This window comes from Pseudidiomarina aestuarii (assembly GCF_003987355.1).
In the GTDB taxonomy this organism is placed as follows: Bacteria; Pseudomonadota; Gammaproteobacteria; order Enterobacterales; family Alteromonadaceae; genus Pseudidiomarina; species Pseudidiomarina aestuarii.
On the sequence record NZ_PIPR01000001.1, the window covers coordinates 1,435,976 to 1,453,990 of the forward strand.

18 protein-coding genes are annotated in these 18,015 nt (G+C 50.5%); 12 read left to right on the forward strand and 6 right to left on the reverse strand.

What is annotated here, in order from left to right; translation table 11 throughout:
- Both mlaE and CWE22_RS06530 read right to left on the reverse strand, forming a co-directional pair.
- Positions 1 to 777 (reverse strand): lipid asymmetry maintenance ABC transporter permease subunit MlaE, encoded by a 777-nt coding sequence (gene mlaE, locus CWE22_RS06525; RefSeq protein WP_169930533.1) that lies wholly within the window; start codon positions 775 to 777, stop codon positions 1 to 3.
- Positions 770 to 1,612 carry an ATP-binding cassette domain-containing protein gene (locus CWE22_RS06530; RefSeq protein WP_169930534.1) on the reverse strand — a complete coding sequence of 281 codons (843 nt, stop codon included), beginning with the start codon at positions 1,610 to 1,612 and terminating at the stop codon, positions 770 to 772. Before CWE22_RS06530 ends, mlaE begins: the two co-directional genes overlap by 8 nt.
- Before the next feature lie 170 nt (positions 1,613 to 1,782).
- Between CWE22_RS06530 and CWE22_RS06535 the strand changes: the two genes are divergently transcribed.
- The 11 genes from CWE22_RS06535 (at position 1,783) to mgtE (ending at position 9,855) form a co-directional block, all read left to right on the forward strand.
- Positions 1,783 to 2,778, forward strand: a complete 996-nt coding sequence (locus tag CWE22_RS06535) for a KpsF/GutQ family sugar-phosphate isomerase (RefSeq protein WP_169930535.1) — start codon at positions 1,783 to 1,785, stop codon at positions 2,776 to 2,778.
- A 20-nt stretch (positions 2,779 to 2,798) separates the two neighbouring features.
- Positions 2,799 to 3,353 carry a 3-deoxy-manno-octulosonate-8-phosphatase KdsC gene (gene kdsC, locus CWE22_RS06540; RefSeq protein ID WP_169931051.1) on the forward strand — a complete coding sequence of 185 codons (555 nt, stop codon included), beginning with the start codon at positions 2,799 to 2,801 and terminating at the stop codon, positions 3,351 to 3,353.
- Positions 3,350 to 3,928 carry an LPS export ABC transporter periplasmic protein LptC gene (gene lptC / locus CWE22_RS06545; protein ID WP_169930536.1) on the forward strand — a complete coding sequence of 193 codons (579 nt, stop codon included), beginning with the start codon at positions 3,350 to 3,352 and terminating at the stop codon, positions 3,926 to 3,928. The genes kdsC and lptC overlap by 4 nt, the downstream gene beginning before the upstream one ends.
- Positions 3,882 to 4,412 (forward strand): lipopolysaccharide transport periplasmic protein LptA, encoded by a 531-nt coding sequence (gene lptA, locus CWE22_RS06550; RefSeq protein ID WP_169930537.1) that lies wholly within the window; start codon positions 3,882 to 3,884, stop codon positions 4,410 to 4,412. The genes lptC and lptA overlap by 47 nt, the downstream gene beginning before the upstream one ends.
- Positions 4,393 to 5,118, forward strand: coding sequence for an LPS export ABC transporter ATP-binding protein (gene lptB / locus CWE22_RS06555; RefSeq protein WP_169930538.1), 726 nt, complete (start codon positions 4,393 to 4,395; stop codon positions 5,116 to 5,118). The genes lptA and lptB overlap by 20 nt, the downstream gene beginning before the upstream one ends.
- Entirely contained in the window at positions 5,115 to 6,488 is a 1,374-nt protein-coding gene (locus tag CWE22_RS06560) for an RNA polymerase factor sigma-54 (protein WP_169930539.1), read from the forward strand. The genes lptB and CWE22_RS06560 overlap by 4 nt, the downstream gene beginning before the upstream one ends.
- A 27-nt stretch (positions 6,489 to 6,515) precedes the next feature.
- Complete coding sequence (hpf, locus tag CWE22_RS06565) at positions 6,516 to 6,803, forward strand: ribosome hibernation promoting factor (protein ID WP_169930540.1); 288 nt, start codon at positions 6,516 to 6,518, stop codon at positions 6,801 to 6,803.
- Between the two features lie 4 nt (positions 6,804 to 6,807).
- Positions 6,808 to 7,263, forward strand: coding sequence for a PTS IIA-like nitrogen regulatory protein PtsN (gene ptsN, locus CWE22_RS06570; RefSeq protein ID WP_169930541.1), 456 nt, complete (start codon positions 6,808 to 6,810; stop codon positions 7,261 to 7,263).
- Between the two features lie 17 nt (positions 7,264 to 7,280).
- Positions 7,281 to 8,126 carry an RNase adapter RapZ gene (gene rapZ / locus CWE22_RS06575; protein ID WP_169930542.1) on the forward strand — a complete coding sequence of 282 codons (846 nt, stop codon included), beginning with the start codon at positions 7,281 to 7,283 and terminating at the stop codon, positions 8,124 to 8,126.
- A 2-nt stretch (positions 8,127 to 8,128) separates the two neighbouring features.
- Positions 8,129 to 8,407 (forward strand): HPr family phosphocarrier protein, encoded by a 279-nt coding sequence (locus tag CWE22_RS06580; RefSeq protein ID WP_169930543.1) that lies wholly within the window; start codon positions 8,129 to 8,131, stop codon positions 8,405 to 8,407.
- 89 nt (positions 8,408 to 8,496) lie between these two features.
- On the forward strand, positions 8,497 to 9,855 hold the full coding sequence (gene mgtE, locus CWE22_RS06585) for a magnesium transporter (protein ID WP_169930544.1): 1,359 nt from the start codon (positions 8,497 to 8,499) through the stop codon (positions 9,853 to 9,855).
- Here the strand turns inward: mgtE and pmbA are convergent, their stop codons facing one another.
- Complete coding sequence (gene pmbA / locus CWE22_RS06590) at positions 9,856 to 11,226, reverse strand: metalloprotease PmbA (RefSeq protein WP_275069056.1); 1,371 nt, start codon at positions 11,224 to 11,226, stop codon at positions 9,856 to 9,858.
- A gap of 93 nt (positions 11,227 to 11,319) precedes the next feature.
- Here pmbA and yjgA point away from each other — a divergent pair, with 93 nt between their 5' ends.
- The gene (yjgA, locus tag CWE22_RS06595; protein ID WP_169930546.1) at positions 11,320 to 11,832 is read left to right on the forward strand and encodes a ribosome biogenesis factor YjgA; all 513 of its coding nucleotides are present in this window, start codon (positions 11,320 to 11,322) and stop codon (positions 11,830 to 11,832) included.
- On the opposite strand, the gene tldD is transcribed toward yjgA, so the two are convergent.
- The 3 genes from tldD to CWE22_RS06610 are packed head-to-tail and all read right to left on the reverse strand — an operon-like array spanning position 11,829 to position 18,014.
- Positions 11,829 to 13,280 carry a metalloprotease TldD gene (gene tldD, locus CWE22_RS06600; protein ID WP_169930547.1) on the reverse strand — a complete coding sequence of 484 codons (1,452 nt, stop codon included), beginning with the start codon at positions 13,278 to 13,280 and terminating at the stop codon, positions 11,829 to 11,831. The two genes, yjgA and tldD, sit on opposite strands and share 4 nt — an antisense overlap.
- Complete coding sequence (locus tag CWE22_RS06605) at positions 13,277 to 14,146, reverse strand: carbon-nitrogen hydrolase family protein (protein ID WP_244595971.1); 870 nt, start codon at positions 14,144 to 14,146, stop codon at positions 13,277 to 13,279. The genes tldD and CWE22_RS06605 overlap by 4 nt, the downstream gene beginning before the upstream one ends.
- A complete protein-coding gene (locus CWE22_RS06610; protein ID WP_169930548.1) occupies positions 14,058 to 18,014 on the reverse strand; it encodes a YhdP family protein in 3,957 nt (1,318 codons plus the stop codon). Before CWE22_RS06610 ends, CWE22_RS06605 begins: the two co-directional genes overlap by 89 nt.
- Position 18,015: the final 1 nt, after the last annotated feature.

An 18,015-nucleotide genomic window follows, 5' to 3' on the forward strand; every position in this document is an offset into this window, starting at 1 on the left:
TTACCCAAACATTAATGCGGTTAAAATAAAGTCGAGTCCAAGTACTGCTAACGATGCAGTCACTACGGTCGAAGTTGTCGCGCGGCTGATCCCCACCGAGGTTGGCACACAGTTGTAGCCTTTATGCAGTGCAATCCAAGTGACGACGAATGCAAACACAATACTTTTAATGATGCCGTTCAGAATATCTTGGTGCCATTCGACCTGAGATTGCATGACCGACCAAAATGCGCCTTCATCGACACCCAACCAACGCACGCCGACTAGATAGCCGCCGTAGATACCGACCGCTGAAAAAATAATGGCCAATATGGGCATACTGTAGAAGCCAGCCCAAAATCGCGGCGAAATAATGCGCCGCAGGGGGTCAACCGCCATCATTTCCAGACTAGAAAGCTGCTCGGTTGCTTTCATCAAACCGATTTCTGCAGTTAACGCAGAACCTGCTCGCCCCGCAAATAAAAGCGCTGTAACTACGGGCCCCAATTCGCGTAATAGCGACAGTGCAACCATGGGGCCTAAACTTTGCTCGGCACCGAAGTCGACCAAAATGGTGTAGCCTTGTAAGCCCAACACCATGCCAATAAATAAACCACTGACAATGATAATGACCAACGACAATACGCCTACCGAATACATTTGTTGCATCAGTAACGGGAACGATTTGCGCAGCTGTGGCTTTCCGATCAACGCCCGTAGCAACATCAATAACGCCGCACCTGCGCCAGCAATCGAGTCGAGAACGGCCTTGCCGAGACGCGCGATAGCATCAATCATGCTGACCTCCCGCGTCTCCAAATAATTCTTCGTTTAAAGAAGGTGCCTTGAAATGAAATGGCACCGGCCCATCGGCCTCACCCTGAATAAATTGCTTCACTAACGGATCATCCAGCGCTTGCAAATCTTTCGGTGAACCATGCGCTACGACTCGTTTATCCGCAATGATATAAACGTAGTCAGCGATGGTGAGAACCTCCTCAACATCATGGGTTACCACAACACTGGTTAGCCCCATCGATTCATTTAAGGATTTGATTAACTTGACGATGACGCCCATAGAAATGGGGTCTTGCCCAGCAAAAGGCTCATCGTACATCACCAATTCAGGATCCAGTGCGATTGCTCGAGCCAAAGCAGCTCGTCGTGACATTCCACCCGACAGTTCTGCTGGCATCAAGTGCCGCGCCCCGCGCAAGCCAACTGCCTCTAACTTCATCAAAACGATGGTTTCGATAATTTCTTCTGGTAACGAACTGTTTTCTCGTAATGGGAACGCGATATTGTCGTAAACCGACATGTCCGTAAATAATGCGCCGCTTTGAAACAACATGCTCATCCGTTTACGCACCGAATACAGTTCAGAGCGGCTCAACTCCGGGATGTTCAGGCCATCGAATCTGATTTCACCCTTCTGTGGCCGCAATTGACCGCCGATCAAACGTAATAGCGTGGTTTTACCGATACCACTTGGCCCCATCACCGCTGTGATTTTGCCGCGTGGAATCTTTAGCGAAAGCCCGCTATAAACTTGATGTGCACCATGCGCATGGGCAAAGTCGATGGCATCGACTTCCACCAGATAGGGCGATTGGGGCGTATCCTGTGAACTCATGAAAATCCATATCCATTCATTTAGATGGTTGATAGTTTACCGCAGCTAAGCCAACAACCCTAGATTTAGCGCGTTAAAATTGTGACAAATCGTTTATCTGCATGCTTTTTACGTCTGCAATTCGAAAAACGATCGGGTATGATGACGCGAGATTGTAAAGAGAGCACTTTATGACGCACACATCGACTGCACAGACCACTACTGACGAGTTCATCCGCTTGGGTTTAGATGTTCTCGATACCGAATTGACAGCAATCGACGGACTTCGCCGCTATATTGATGCCGATTTCGCCCATGCCTGCGAGCTTTTACTCGCTTGTACAGGACGCGTCATTGTCATCGGTATGGGTAAATCTGGACATATAGGCGGCAAGATAGCCGCTACCTTGGCATCTACTGGTACGCCAGCATTCTTTGTGCACCCCGGTGAAGCCAGTCATGGTGATTTAGGGATGATTACCGCCGCCGATGTAGTGATTGCTATCTCAAACTCTGGCGAGACTAACGAAGTACTCAGCATTGCACCGCTGATTAAGCGCCGTGGCGTGAGACTGATCGGAATGACAGGTAACCCGCAATCAACCTTGGCCGACTTAGCCGATGTACATGTCTGTATTGCAGTAGAAAAAGAAGCTTGCCCACTCGGTTTAGCGCCTACCTCATCAACGACCGCGACCCTCGTTATGGGCGATGCGCTAGCTGTTGCTCTATTGCATGCGCGCGGTTTCACCGCAGATGATTTCGCACTATCGCACCCAGGCGGCAGTCTGGGCCGTCGGTTGCTACTACATATTCACGACGTGATGCACAAAGGTGAGCGAATTCCGCTGGTGGATGAATCTGCTACTATCAGTCAGGCCTTGTTGGAAATGTCACGGAAAGGCCTAGGTATGACCGGGATTACCGACGCTGGCGGCAAATTATTAGGTGTGTTCACTGATGGCGATTTGCGTCGCATCCTTGACCAACGACTCGACGTTCACCAGACGCCGATTGCACAAGTCATGACGCGTCAGCCCATTACGATTAGTGCCGATGTGCTTGCAGCTCAGGGACTGAAACTTATGGAAGATCGCAAAATTAATGGCTTGTTTGCAGTGGATGCTGATGGTTATCCGCAAGGCGCATTGAATATGCACGACCTATTAAAAGCAGGAGTACTATGATGAATGCTCCATTGCAGGCTATGGCCACCGTTAGTACGTGGTATGGTGAAGTCGATGCGTCACTGATTGAGGCGCTCGCAGCTATTCGTATGGTGATGTTTGATGTCGATGGCGTCTTTTCCGATGGCCGTATTTATCTCGGCAATGACGGCGAGGAGTACAAAGCCTTTCATACGCGCGACGGCTTCGGTGTCAAAGCACTGATTGAGCATGGGATCAAAGTGGCGGTCATTACTGGCCGCTCCTCAAAGATTGTAGAGACGCGCATGCGAGCACTCGGCGTTCACGACATTATCCAAGGTTGTAAGGATAAATTGAGTGTATTTAAGCAGTTGGCGGAACAATATCAAATGACTGCAGCTCAAATAGTTGGGGTTGGCGACGATATCCCTGATATGGCGTTGCTGCAGCATGCAGGTGTCGGCATTGCCGTTCAAGATGCCCACCCTTGGGTTCAGCAACAAGCACGTTACGTGACCAGTCAGCGCGGCGGCTTTGGCGCGGTCCGAGAAATTAGTGATTTAATTCTGCTTAGTCAAGGTGCTTTGCAAACGCATGGAGGAATGAGCGTTTGAATCGAAATGTGTGGCTGTTTTTAGCGCTTATTTTTGTCATCGGTTCGTTGCTGATTTGGCGGCCTTTTGGCGATGGCGACGAGTCGCAGCAAGAAACGGGCTTCCGCGAGGTGGCGCCAGACTTTACTGCGTCGGGTCTGATCATGCGTATCTATGACACCGATGGTAAGCTTGCGCACCGCATTGCAGCAGAGAAAATGACGCATTACGAGCCTATTGGGCTGACGGAATTAACCAGTCCAGTGTATATTGTGCATGCGGATGGTGAGGCTGCGAATTGGCAAATTATTGCTGAACAAGGCTCATTTTACGACGATAAGACGTTAGTATTAGAGCGCAATATACAAATCAACAGCTTAGATCATGAAGACTTTATGGATCGGGTCGAGACCAGCTATTTGGTGATTAACACACTGACCGAAACCATGGAAACCGAACAACCTGTCACCATTTATGGCAAAAACTTTGTCATGCGTGGAGAAGGCATGGTTGCTGATTTACGCACCCAAGTGTTGGAATTTAAAAAACATGTTGAAAGCACCTATTTTGGTAACAACGCTACTGCTACTCAGTAGTATCGGTCTCACTGCGGTTGCGGTGGCACAGGGTAAAGCAGACTTCAATCAGCCGGTCAGCATTGATGCTGAGCGCGATCTTATTGATATCGCCAATCGTATTGCCACCTTTGATGAAAACGTTTTGATTAAGCAAGGCACCCTTGAAATCCGCGCCGATCATCTACAGGTTACTCGTGAGGCAGAGCCAGGCAACGATGTGTTTGAAGCGACTGGCACCCCGGCTACTTATGAACAGCAATTAGACGATGGCAGCGTCATTACAGCGCAAGCTGAAACGATTCGTTACGACCAAGCTCAGCAGCTACTCACACTTCGTGGTAACGTCAAAGTTGAACAGAACAATAGTGTCATGCAGGGAAACGAGATTGTGTATAACTTCGCTACCCAGCAATTGAGCGCGCGCCGCGGTGATGAGGAATCTGATCGCGTATCTACCATTTTATTACCGAAGCAAAAAAACGATGAGCCGATTAACCGCTGAACATTTAGCGAAAACCTATAAAAAGCGGACCGTAGTTAAAGACGTAAGCTTGACGGTTGAGTCTGGCCAAATTATTGGGCTACTCGGCCCTAATGGTGCGGGAAAAACCACCACGTTTTATATGATTGTCGGTCTCGTCGCCAATGACAAAGGCCGTATTGTGCTCGACGACGATGATATTTCATTATTGCCAATGCATGAGCGCGCGCGCCGCGGTATTGGTTACCTGCCGCAGGAATCGTCTATTTTTCGCAAACTCACGGTTCGCGACAACATCATGGCCATCCTAGAAACTCGCAAAGAGCTTGATGATACGGCACGCGAAGAAAAGCTTGATAGCCTGCTCGAGGAGTTTCATATCGGTCATATAGCGAACAGTTTGGGCATGAGTTTGTCAGGCGGTGAACGCCGTCGCGTTGAAATTGCCCGTGCATTGGCTGCAGAACCTGAATTTATACTCCTTGATGAGCCATTTGCCGGCGTCGATCCGATTTCCGTACTGGATATTAAGAAAATAATCGAGCACTTAGCCAATCGTGGCATCGGTGTGTTGATTACCGATCACAACGTTCGCGAAACACTCTCCGTGTGTGAGCATGCCTACATTGTCTCGCACGGCGAACTCATCGCGAGCGGCAATGCAGAGAGCATTTTGGCGAATCAACACGTGAAAGACGTCTATCTCGGTGAACAATTTACTCTATGAAGCAGGGCTTACAGCTCAAATTTAGTCAGCAACTGACCATGACACCACAGTTGCAACAGGCCATCCGCCTGCTGCAACTTTCCACTCTTGAGCTGCAACAAGAAATTCAACAAGCGCTGGACGAAAACCCGCTACTCGAACTTGAAGACGCGAGTGTAGAGGGCGAAACTCAGATTGAAGATACCGAGTGGGAAGAAAGTTATTCGGCAGACTGCAGTTCGCATGCCAGTTCTGCGCCTGGACAAAGCTTTGACGGTGAAGACAGCGTTTTTGAAGGCAATACGCAAGACAGCCTGCATGAACACCTGCTCTGGCAAATGCGTTTGTCACACTTCACCCCCACCGATGAACTGATTGCGCTTGCCATCATTGATAGCATTGATGAGCAAGGCTACCTCAACAGCTCACTCGACGAAATATACGAGAGCCTCGACCCACGCATTCGAGAGCTGGTTGATGGTGATGACATTGCAGTTGTTTTGAAGCGTATCCAACACTTCGACCCGATCGGTGTCGGCGCACGCGACATTCGCGAATGCTTGCTGCTGCAATTGCAGGCGTTACCCGAGACAACCCCAGCAAGAGAGGCTGCAATACAAGCCGTCCAACAACACATTGATCTACTCGGTAGTCGTGACTACCGCACGCTAGCGCGTAAACTCAAACTCAATGAAGCCGCCTTGACGGCAGTCATTCAACTCATTCAAGCCCTGCAACCGAGGCCCGGCGATGGCTTTGGCGGGGACGATAATGATTACGTGATCCCAGATGTGCTGGTACGCAAAAAAAATGGTCGGTGGATAGTTGAGCTAAATGCTAATTCTGTGCCTAAACTAAAGGTAAACGACGTGTACGCATCTTTGTGCCAAGCGAGCGACGACATGCAGTATATACGCCAACAAACGCAAGAGGCCAAATGGTTTATCCGCAGCCTTGAGAGCCGTCATGAAACACTGCTGAAAGTAGCCAGTAGCATTGTGCAGCGGCAGCAAGCGTTCTTCGAATTTGGCGAAGAGGCGATGAAACCAATGGTTCTGGCTGATATCGCTCAAGCGGTCGATATGCATGAATCAACCATTTCACGCGTCACGACACAAAAATTTATGCATACGCCACGTGGATTATTCGAATTGAAATACTTTTTTTCATCGCAATTATCTACGGATAGCGGTGAAGATGCTTCCTCAACGGCCATTCGGGCGTTGTTGAAAAAACTAGTTGCTGCGGAAAACCCAAAAAAGCCGTTGAGTGACAGTAAACTAACTGAACTCATGGCACAGCAGGGCATCCAAGTAGCTAGACGGACCATTGCAAAGTATCGAGAGGCCATGCAAATTCCGCCCTCGAGTCAGCGCAAGCGTCTAATTTGATATCTTGGACAACAGAAGGAAGATGTTATGCAAATTAACTTGACTGGTCACCATGTCGATATTACCGAAGCACTGCGCGATTATGTGGATGAGAAATTTGCGAAGCTTGAGCGCCACTTTGACCATATCACCAATGTCCATGTAATTTTAAATGTTGAAAAGTTGACCCAAAAAGCGGAAGCTACCGTCCACTTACATGGCGGCGAGATTTTCGCAGATTCTGAACACCAAGATATGTATGCTGCTATCGATGGGCTGATCGACAAACTGGATCGGCAAGTCATTAAACATAAAGAAAAGCTGAAACGTCACTAACATCATGGATTTAACCGCATTGTTAACCCCGGACTGCACACGTCGTGCAGTCGCGGGAACAAGCAAGAAAAAGGTTCTAGAAACCATCGGTCAACTCGCTGCCGGTCGCTGCTCAGGTGTCACTGGCTTCGATGTCTTTGAGAGTTTACTTAATCGCGAACGTTTGGGTAGCACTGGTATTGGGCTTGGCGTTGCCATTCCGCACGGCCGTGTGCAAGGCGCCACGAAACCTGTCGCCGTGCTCATGACATTGTCGGCACCCATTGACTTTGATGCGATTGATAATCAACCGGTCGATATTATCTTTGCTTTGCTAGTCCCCGAAGATCAACACGAGCAACACTTACAAACCCTTGCTGCCGTCGCCGGTCGACTCAACGATAAGCAGTGTACTCGGGCGCTACGTGAAGCCACCAGTGACATGGAATTGTTTGAAATTTTCACGCAGTGTGAAACGTAACGAAAGGATTGATGGCGATGCAGTTGATTATAGTGACAGGCCGCTCAGGATCAGGCAAAACTATTGCATTACGAGTCCTTGAAGACTTAGGCTTTTACTGCGTCGATAATCTCCCCATCACGCTGCTACCAACCCTCGTACACGCCGTTATTGAGCAATATGATCGCGTTGCTGTGAGCGTCGATGTCCGCAACTTGCCGGATCAACAAGACGAACTGACTGACGCGCTCGACTTTCTGCCTGACAAAATTAAACCTGAAATCCTCTACATTGATTCTTCTGATTCCGTGCTCTTGCGCCGTTTTGGTGAAACTAGACGATTGCACCCATTATCGCGACACGAGTTGCCATTGGGTGACGCACTGAAAGAAGAGTTGAAGTTGCTGGAGCCATTAGCGGAGCGCGCTACCTGGCGCATCGATAGCAGTAAGCTCAGTATTCATGAACTCAGTGAGCAAGTCAGCGAGCGAGTGTTAGGCAAAGCCGCATCGCGTTTGATTGTAGTGTTTCAGTCGTTTGGCTTTAAGTATGGTCTACCACCGGATCTCGACTACGCCTTTGATGCCCGAATTCTGCCCAACCCGCATTGGGAACCTGAGCTCAAAGCGTTGCGTGGCACCGACGTTCAAGTACAACACTTTTTTGCACAACAGCCATTGGTCACCAAGTTTATTCATCAGCTCGAGACCTTTTTAGAAACTTGGCTGCCCCACTTCCAACGCAGTAATCGTAGCTATCTGACGATTGGTATTGGCTGCACGGGTGGACAACATCGGTCAGTATATATTGCCGAACAGCTGGGCCAGCGCTTCGCCGACCAAACCTTTAAAGTGCAAGTGAAACATCGCGAGGCCAATCGCTAATTATGACGCATACCGCTCGTGAAACGGTCACGATTCGCAATAAGCTTGGTCTGCATGCTCGCGCTGCAACCAAGTTAGCGAAGTTGAGTCATCAATTTGATGCCAAGGTTTCAATTGTGCAAGGCGAACAAACGGTCGATGCATCGAGTGTGATGTGCTTACTTTTATTGGCCAGTGGACAGGGTAAAGTGATCGATGTGGTCGCCGAGGGTCCCGAGGCAGAGGACGCGGTTGCAGCCATTGCCGCATTGATTGCCGCCCGTTTTGACGAAGACCAATAATCACCAATTCCTATTCCACGCTTGCACTTTCCTTTACTGACGAACTTCTAAAAATAAGTTAAACTCCTCATATCAAAGGGAGTTTCGTCATGTTAGAAGTCGCCGAAAAAGAGTTCACAGAACAGCGCTTACAAGAAGTATCTGAAGCGTTGAGCCGTGGCATGTACGTGCAGGCGCGGCGGCAACTCCATAATCTCCCAGCATGGGATATCGCATTACTCCTAGAGTCCTCTCCACCGAAATCACGTGCCGTGATTTGGCAACTCGTCGATGCCGACGAGCATGGTGATATTCTCGAGGAACTCTCCGAAGAAGTTCAGAAGTCCGTCATCCGTCAAATGGCGCCAGAAAAACTGGCAGCCGCGACCGAGGGCATGGACACCGATGACTTAGCCTACGTTTTACGTGGCCTGCCAGAGCAGGTCTATCAAGAAGTATTGAAGTCGATGGACGAGCAGGATCGGCAGCGTGCAGAGCAAGCGCTCTCGTACGAGGAAGAAACTGCCGGCGGTATGATGAATACCGACACCATTACCCTGCGTCCCGATGTCACCATTGATGTGGTTCTGCGGTACCTGCGCTTGAAAGGCGAATTGCCGGAAGCGACGGATAAGCTCTACGTCGTTAGTCGCGAAGATAAGTTTATTGGTGAAATCGGCATCAGCCGATTACTGACCGTAGACCCGACGCGCCTGGTTGAAGATGTAATGGACCGCGACATTCAAGGCATCCCGGTCGACATGGATGAAACCGAAGTCGCGAAACTGTTTGAACGTCAAGACTGGATTTCTGCACCGGTTATCGATGACGAAAACCGACTGCTCGGTCGTATTACTATCGATGATGTGGTCGATATTATTCGTGAAGATGCTCAGCACTCGATGTTGAGTATGGCGGGTTTGGATGATGACGAAGATACGTTCGCCCCAGTTTTAAAGAGTACGCGCCGCCGCTCCATTTGGTTGGGCGTCAACCTGATCACGGCCCTGTTAGCCGCGATGGTCAGCTCGCTGTTCGAAGATATCTTGGCGCAGATGGCAATACTAGCCATTTTGAACACTATAGTGCCGAGTATGGGTGGTATTGCGGGTTCACAAACACTCACACTGGTGATTCGCGGTATGGCCTTGGGTCATATCGGCCCGAGTAACTCGCGTTGGTTGATCGGTAAAGAGCTTGCCATTGGAGCACTGAACGGTGTGATTTGGGCCGTACTGATAGCGGGTGTCGTCGCGCTTTGGAAGCAAGATCTGATGATCGGTTTAATCATCGCCTTTGCGATGATGGCAAACCTGCTAGCCGCCGGCTTAGCCGGTGTCACCGTGCCGCTGATCCTGAAAAAATACAATATCGATCCAGCCCTAGCCGGTGGTGTTATCCTCACCACCGTCACCGATGTGGTCGGCATCTTTGCCTTCCTCGGCACCGCCACCCTCCTCCTCGGCTAATTAGTTACCCGCGATTTTGAGGTTTTCGAGGAGGACTGAGCCGGTGCGCACGCCGTGACGATAATCAACGTCGTTACCGATCGCGACAATGCTCTTCAGCATGTCTTTGAGGTTGCCCGCGATGGTGATTTCTTCGACCGGGTATTGGATTTCGCCATTTTCGACCCAGAAACCGGCAGCGCCGCGCGAGTAGTCGCCATTCACAAGGTTAACGCCCTGACCCATAAGCTCAGTCACGAGCAAACCAGTTCCCATATCGCGACACAAATCAGCAAGTGATTGCTCGCCATGCGAGACGCTCCAGTTGTGGATACCTCCGGCATGACCGGTTGGTTGCATTTGCATTTTGCGGGCGGCGTAGCTGGTCAGCAGGTAGGTTTCTAATACCCCGTTGGTGACGATATTTTTTTCGGTAGTTGCCAGCCCTTCATGGTCAAACGGGCTACTACCCAATGCGCCACGTAGATGCGGCTGCTCGGTAATGGTCAGCCACTCAGGAAGCACTTGCTTGCCCAGATGGTCAAGTAAGAAGCTCGACTTGCGGTATAGATTGCCGCCACTGATAGCGCCGACAAAATGACCAAACAGAGAATTGGCGACATCAGCACGGAAAATGACCGGCACACTAGCCGTCGATATTTTGCGACTGTCTAGGCGCGCTAACGTCGACTGTGCCGCGTCTTCAGCCACTTGCTGTGGCGTCCATAGGTCATCTTTGTGACGGGCAACCGTATAGCTGTAATCGCGTTGCATTGCGTCACCACTTTTCGCAATTAAAGAACAACTCAGGCTATGCCGAGATTGCAGATAACCTGCGAGGAAACCATGGCTATTACCGTACACGCGATAACCCACGTGACTGCTATAGCCTGCGCCATCTGAGTTGACGATACGAGGGTCGAGTTGCAGCGCATGATTTTCACAAGCCAGGGCTTGTTCCAGCGCGTAGTCCGCAGATTGATCGGCTGGATGGCAGAGATCGAGATCAGGAATGTCCGTTGCCATCAGTTCGGCAGGTGCCAAGCCAGCGTATGGATCGGGCGAAGTATAACGGGCGATATCAAACGCCTTTTCAACCGCTGCACGAATAGCATTGCTGCTCAGGTCGGTGGTCGACGCTGAGCCTTTTTGCTGGCCAACATACAAGGTGATACCGAGTGCGCCATCTTGATTAAATTCAACCGTTTCTACTTCACCTAAACGCGTGCCAACGTTGATACCGCGACTGCGACTAATCGCACATTCCGCAGCGGAACTACCCAACTTTTGTGCTTGTTCGAGCGCAGTAGCTACCGCAGTCTCGACTTCACGCATTTCTTCATGTAATTCAGCGGTGGTAACAACGCTGCTAGCTGATTGAACTGATGACAACAGGAATCTCCTCATTTCTATTCATAACGCGGTGTTCAGTTTGGCATTCACTGCTACAATGATGGCAAATGAACGAACCTCACAAAGAGTCTCATGACCGACGATTTCAATGAATTTGACGACGACCTACAGAGTAAGTCGCAACTAAAACGTGATGCCGAAGCACAACAAGCACTCGGCGAACAGCTGATTGCCATGCCCGCGGGCAAACTAGCGAAAATACCACTCGACGAAGAGCTACTCGACGCCATCCTTTTAGCCCAGCGTATTCGCAACAAACGCGAAGGCTTTCGGCGCCAGCGCCAACTGGTCGGCAAAATGATGCGCGTCCGTGACACAGCGCCGATTGAAGCAGCTGTTTCTGAATTAGAGCAAGCGCATTCACAACAAACCGCTCTCTTTCATCAGTTAGAGCAATTTCGCGATGCCATCGTTGCTAACGGCGACGAGGCTATTCAAGAATTTATCGATGCGCATCCGCATGCGGACCGACAAAAGTTACGCCAATTGCACCGACAAATTGTGAAGCAGCAACAAACCGGTAAACCGCCTGCCGCCGCTCGCGAACTGTTTAAATATTTACGCGAAGTCGCCGCTCACGACTAAGCCGTACCACCCACCGTTAAGGCGTCGAGTTTCAAGGTCGGTTGACCGACGCCTACGGGAACGCTTTGCCCATCTTTGCCACACACACCGACACCAGCATCTAATGCTAAGTCATTGCCGACCATAGATACCTGACACATGGCTTCTGGGCCATTACCAATCAAGGTTGCGCCTTTAATTGGTGCGGTAATTTTGCCGTCTTCAATTAAATACGCTTCTGACGCAGAGAACACAAACTTGCCCGACGTGATATCCACCTGACCACCGGCAAAATGCGGTGCATAAATACCTTTCTTCACGCTTGCAATAATATCACTCGGCTCATGTTCACCGGCGAGCATGTAAGTATTGGTCATGCGCGGCATCGGTAGGTGTGCGTACGACTCTCGACGACCATTACCGGTCGGCGCAACGCCCATCAAGCGCGCGTTCAGTTTGTCCTGCATGTAGCCTACTAAACGGCCTTTCTCGATTAATACGTTATAGCCCGCCTGCGTGCCTTCATCATCCACCGATAACGAGCCGCGACGATCGGCAATAGTGCCATCGTCGACAATAGTACAGTGCTCGGAGGCCACCAATTCACCCATTTTACCCGAGTAGGCGGATGCGCCTTTGCGGTTGAAGTCACCTTCCAAACCGTGTCCGACTGCCTCATGTAAGAGGACGCCTGGCCAACCAGAGCCGAGCACAACTGGCATGGTACCTGCTGGTGCTGCTTGCGCTTCGAGATTCACTAATGCCTGCCGAACGGCTTCTTTTGCGTAGTCCTGCCAGCGTGGTTGCAGGCTTCCCTCGGCAGCCAAAAAATAGTCATAACCAACCCGTGCACCACCGCCAGCACTGCCGCGCTCGCGCTTGCCGTTTTGTTCAACCAATACGGTGCAATTGAGACGAACTAAGGGTCGCGAGTCGGTGGCAAAAATACCATCGGTGCCCGCTACCAATACTTCATCGTAACTACCGCTAATACTCGCAATGACTTCCACAACTCGCTTGTCGAGACTGCGTGCGTAGGCATCTACTTCTCGTAACAGATCAATTTTTGCGGCTTCGTTCAGCGTCGAAATGGGATTGGTTGCTGCATAACGCTCTGGTGTTTTAACCGATTGCAGTTGCGGTAAGGTGCCATGTGCTCCGGCAGCAGCAATGCCCCGTGCTGCAGCAGCGGCGTTCTGTAACGCCGCTGGTGAAATATCATCGGCATAGGCAAACCCGGTTTTCTCACCATGAATGGCGCGCACGCCTAAACCCGCTTCGATATGAAAACTGCCATCTTTGACAATGCCATCTTCGAGTACCCAGGACTCATTGACGCTACTTTGCAAGTAGATATCTGCGAAATCGATAGTGCCGCTATACATACTCTGGAGCGCGTCAACGAGCGCGGTGCGGTCTAAACCATTCGCTTGCAAAAGTTGTTGTTCAACACGGCTGGAAAGGGTCATTTATACACCTGTTTACGACTTGAATAATGTTTCGATACGGGAATATTTGCCCGAATCTGCTGTTGTTTGTGGAGCTCAATCGACGCGGTCGCCAAGCCCTCTGAAGGCTGCTCACATTCGGCGACAATACTGCCCCAAGCATCCACGATTAAGGCATGACCGAATGTCTGCCGGCCATTCGCATGGGTGCCGACTTGCGCTGCGGCAACGAGTGCACATTGCTGCTCAATAGCTCGAGCTCGAGTCAGGACATGCCAATGCGCGGCACCCGTTACTTGGGTAAACGCAGACGGAAGTACGATTAGATCAGCGCCTCGTTCGCGAAGTGCTCTGAATAGCTCTGGAAAGCGCACATCATAACATACTGCCAGTCCCAATACGCCAAACTCCGTACTAACGGTCACAACCTCATCACCGGCTTCGGTCCACGCCGACTCGCGATAGCTCTTGGTGTTATCGTCCACATCTACATCAAATAAATGCACTTTGTTATAACGTGCAATGCAGGTGCCTTGCGGATCGAAAACTAACGATGCGGCAGTGAATTTGGCTTGCTCCATGTCGTCAATCAATGGAATGGTCCCTGCCACCAAATACACGCCAAAGTCACGGGCTAGCTCCGCCAACTGGGCTTGCATGGATCCCTCGCCGGTCAGCTCGGCAAGTTCGCGTTGCCGTTTGTCGCCCGCGCCAAAGCAGAGGCACGCTTCGGGGAGCACCACTAATTGCGGACGTGCCGCTGGAAGTTGCTTAAATAATTGACGAATGGTCGCAAAATTAGCCGCCGGTTCCGCCTGACTGGTCATTTGCACTGCCGTCACTTGCAGGGCTTGCTGAGGGGTTGTTGTCGGTGTTGCTGTTGTCATCCTTCACCTCCGTAGCTTGGGGTTCTGCAGCTGGCTCTTCATCTTGTGGAATGGTTACTTCACGACTGGAGCGAGCAACCTCTTCGACAACAGGCTCATCCATAGTTCCACTAATTTTGTACTCGAGCCGGCTGATCACTTGGGCATTCTGCAACATGCGGTCAATCAATAGCGCCGCGAGTCCAGAAGGTGGGTTCACCATCCACGCCAGAATAACAGGCAGACTCGATGTTACTTTTGGGGCAAAGAAGAGTTGATAATCAATATCGCGCGTCACTAAATTGGTTTGCCCTGCCACATCCATATCACCAGCTGAGCCATTCATCACTGTATTGTCGGTTCGCACCAACCCGTTTTCAATCGCGAAGGTACCGCCAAACGATGTGTAGAAAAGTCCATTGGCGAACACATCGCGGAAGTCAAAACGCAGTTTGCGCAGAATACCTTCCAGGCTCAATAGCGAGAAAATTCTTGCACCACCATCGCTGACTTCGTTCAGGTAGCCTTGGCCCAATCGCCAGTCGACTTGACCGTTCAATGTTTCCGGATTGTAGGCATCTGGTGTGCCCTGCCAGCTTAAATCAAAGTCCATGCTCGCTGGACTGTCTTGGACCATGGTCGTGATATTGTAATCGCTTAAAAACGCACCCAAGTCGTCACTGCTAAAATTACCTTCCATCCGTGTCAGTGTGTCAACGTTTTCACCTTGTTGCCACAAGCCGGTTGCCGTTAGCACGTGACCATTATTCGCAACCCGTAATTTGCTAACCCGTAAACCAGCAGGATCAGGCACTACTGAAAAAGCAACCTCACCCAACGGATAGTCGCCATAACGACATCGTTGGCAACTAAAATCGAGCTGTGGCACCTTGCTTAAATCAACCTCCGCTATCGACTCCACCTCTTCATCCACTGCCTCGGCAATAGCTTCTACAGGTGGCTCCAACTCGAGATAATCCGCATTAATTGTAACCGCTAACGGAGTCTCAGCACTCGCCACTAAACTGCCTTCCAGTTGCGCTTGGTCGGCATTGGCACGAAATAGCCAGCCCTCATCGACGGGCCACAAGATCCCGTCAAAATTACTCAGCCTATGGTCACCGAACTGAAATGCTGGAGTCACTACTTCAATGTAGTCAGGGCGAAGAAAGCGATAGCGCTCCCGTCCTTCAACGGGTGCTTGCTCACCTAATTCGGCAAAAGCCACCACGGTATCAATCCAATCTTCCAACACGATCTCATCATGACCCAGTTCGACCATAAAGTTCGGATTCAAGCGCAAGGTATTGGGGTTTGGCTCACTCGGCACGCCCTCACCAATGCGTAAAAAGCCTTGTTGCAATTCAGTCGCTGCGCCATCGAGCTGCAGCTCCAACAAAGCTTCATCACCATACTGGCTGTTAATCAAAATGGAGTCGTTACCACCGGATACCTGCAGTTGCCAGGGGACCGGCACATCAATTGATTTTCGGAGTGGCGTCGGCAACCGGAGTTCGAGTGCTGCTAAATCAGAACGTTGTTGCCAGTTAAATGAATACGCCTCCGGCTCTAACACCAGTTGCAGACGCCCAGTCCAATCAAATACACCAGCGACAAGTTCACTATCAAAATTCTGCCATGCACCGGTTAACCCGAAGTTCACTCGGTAATCCTCACCCTCTGGCGTGCCGCTGAGATCACCTTCAACAATCTGTCCAAGCCAACTAAAAAGTAAGTCTTCACTTTCAATCTCTGCGTTGCGAAATCGAACTACTCCATTTAAGTCACGGAATTGTTGTTGCAGCGGTTCGACAAACAAATCGTTGTCCGCCAAATTGGCATAGCCTTCGGCCAGCACCTCGCCACCGCCTTTGAGAGGAATGGTAAGCTTCAGCTCGCCATTCAATGGTCCAGCTAATTTCAGTTGGGTAAAAGTGGTGCCCAGACTGTTCGCTAACGGGCTCTCAGCAAACACGGGTTGCAGTTCCTGGGCTGCACCGCTGATGTCAGCATCAATCACCAACTCTGGAACTTCAGCAATAAGATTGGGTATACGGGTATGCACAATGGGCAACTGCATATTTCCAAGTCGGCTGCCCGTGGCCGCGATATGCATCCGCTCATTGTGAAAATCCACAATAGTTCTACTTTCGGTCAGCGGCAGCCATTCACTGCGGAATTGATAGGTCAATTGTTCGAGGCGTGTGCGCGCTTGGAAAACCCCACTCCCATCAACATAGGGAAAGTCGTTCAGTTTACCGCGCCAAACCATAGCTAGGTCATCGACCTGCGCTTCTACCATTGCAGTTGAGAGATAGTCTTGCAGATTACCGCCCATCACTATCGGGAGATGGTCACGCAGTGCCGACACATCCATCGACGCTTGATTGGTGCTATGTAACGCTAAGTCCACATAAACGGAATCGTCTTGAGGCTCAATGGCTCCCTGCAGTCGCAACGGTAAACCGGGTAGCTCGATACGACTCGACGGGTCGATCTGGAGCCGCCACCAGGGCGTTTGCTGCGTAGTATTGAAACTGAGGTCCCCACGCGTATCAATGTGCGGTAACACCCATGCCTCTGAGACACTCAATGCTTCGCTTCGAATGGCACTGTCGGTGCCGAATAAATGCCACTGCACACTTGAGCCAGCGCCAAAGCCCTGTCCCCATAATTCCACATTCACACCGGTGAGGCCCGGAATGCCCGCTGCTTCTTGCCAACTGAGATCGTCACTGTTTAACCACCACAGTGGTGATTCGTTGATGGGAAAGTGTGCAACCACATCAGCTTGTCCAGTCAGTTGACGAGCCGCTAAGTCATCACTTAACTGAGCGCCAGCACTGCCGGTTATGGTCAATAACTGAGCTAGTTCAGCTAATGGCGCAGCTTCAATACTCATTGCCTGCCCTGCCGCATCACGCTGCCAACTGAATGACGGTAGCTGCCAACTGGAATCATCATGCTGTACGGTAATTGGATTGCTATTCACCAACCAACCGTTAGCGATAGGATTGAGCTTGAGTAGGCCAGCAGGAATAACCAATCGATGGTCACGATCATCCACCCGCCAACGCAACACGTTGCGGCCAAGTTGAAGACTGCCATCATTGAACGTCGAATCGGCAAAGTTGAGCCACAACGTAAAGTTAAATTCTGCGGTTTCAATCTCTGTATCAATGACTTGTTGTTGCAACCATGGAGTAATGTCTAGGTTCTCAGCGTTGACATACACTTGCCCCGCAAGGGCTTCCAAGTCGTTTCCTTCAATATCAATGATAATATCGAGGGTGTTTTCAGTGAAGTCGGCAATCCGTAATTGTCCAGTACCCTGATGATTGACGCCGTCATTCATCCAACTCAATCGCGCGATCTCGATGACGCGCTCGACACCCACTAAGTTAATCAGCTCGACAGTGCTATCTTCAATCACGACCAAGTCCAATTGATTCAGCAATAACCGCGGAATCAGCTCATTGGTCGGTAACCCCTCTGTCGCAGCAACGTCACGCAAGTCGTAGGTGAATTTCGCGTCGGCTAAAGTGATTTGCTCAAACTGCAACGTCCACGTGCGCAAACTATCCCAAAAATTCAAATGGACGCGAGCTTCGGGTAGTCGCACTTTGGTTGCCTGTTGCGACGACGGTTGCATAGTTAAATCGTGCAATACGATTTGTGGGCCACTGGTACGCCAATCGGCACTTAAACGGCCGATAGTTGCTTGCACATCATAGCGTTGCTGCATGAAGGCTTCAGCTTGAGTGGTTAAATCCGGGAGTTGCGGTAACAAGTAGCGCAAAATGGTCAGTAGCACAGCAAACAACACCAGCGCAGTAGCGACACTGTATAGAAGTGTTCGGTAAGCCCAACGTGCTGATAGCCGCCACATA

Bases quoted from the DNA above. Each gene is read 5' to 3' on its own strand.
- tldD (WP_169930547.1), bottom strand. From the start codon at position 13,280: ATGACCCTTTCCAGCCGTGTTGAACAACAACTTTTGCAAGCGAATGGT.
- mgtE (WP_169930544.1), top strand. From the start codon at position 8,497: ATGTTAGAAGTCGCCGAAAAAGAGTTCACAGAACAGCGCTTACAAGAA.
- ptsN (WP_169930541.1), top strand. From the start codon at position 6,808: ATGGATTTAACCGCATTGTTAACCCCGGACTGCACACGTCGTGCAGTC.
- hpf (WP_169930540.1), top strand. From the start codon at position 6,516: ATGCAAATTAACTTGACTGGTCACCATGTCGATATTACCGAAGCACTG.
- CWE22_RS06530 (WP_169930534.1), bottom strand. From the start codon at position 1,612: ATGAGTTCACAGGATACGCCCCAATCGCCCTATCTGGTGGAAGTCGAT.
- CWE22_RS06580 (WP_169930543.1), top strand. From the start codon at position 8,129: ATGACGCATACCGCTCGTGAAACGGTCACGATTCGCAATAAGCTTGGT.
- CWE22_RS06605 (WP_244595971.1), bottom strand. From the start codon at position 14,146: ATGACAACAGCAACACCGACAACAACCCCTCAGCAAGCCCTGCAAGTG.
- rapZ (WP_169930542.1), top strand. From the start codon at position 7,281: ATGCAGTTGATTATAGTGACAGGCCGCTCAGGATCAGGCAAAACTATT.
- CWE22_RS06610 (WP_169930548.1), bottom strand. From the start codon at position 18,014: ATGTGGCGGCTATCAGCACGTTGGGCTTACCGAACACTTCTATACAGT.
- yjgA (WP_169930546.1), top strand. From the start codon at position 11,320: ATGACCGACGATTTCAATGAATTTGACGACGACCTACAGAGTAAGTCG.
- lptA (WP_169930537.1), top strand. From the start codon at position 3,882: ATGTTGAAAGCACCTATTTTGGTAACAACGCTACTGCTACTCAGTAGT.
- kdsC (WP_169931051.1), top strand. From the start codon at position 2,799: ATGGCCACCGTTAGTACGTGGTATGGTGAAGTCGATGCGTCACTGATT.
- mlaE (WP_169930533.1), bottom strand. From the start codon at position 777: ATGATTGATGCTATCGCGCGTCTCGGCAAGGCCGTTCTCGACTCGATT.
- lptB (WP_169930538.1), top strand. From the start codon at position 4,393: ATGAGCCGATTAACCGCTGAACATTTAGCGAAAACCTATAAAAAGCGG.
- CWE22_RS06535 (WP_169930535.1), top strand. From the start codon at position 1,783: ATGACGCACACATCGACTGCACAGACCACTACTGACGAGTTCATCCGC.
- CWE22_RS06560 (WP_169930539.1), top strand. From the start codon at position 5,115: ATGAAGCAGGGCTTACAGCTCAAATTTAGTCAGCAACTGACCATGACA.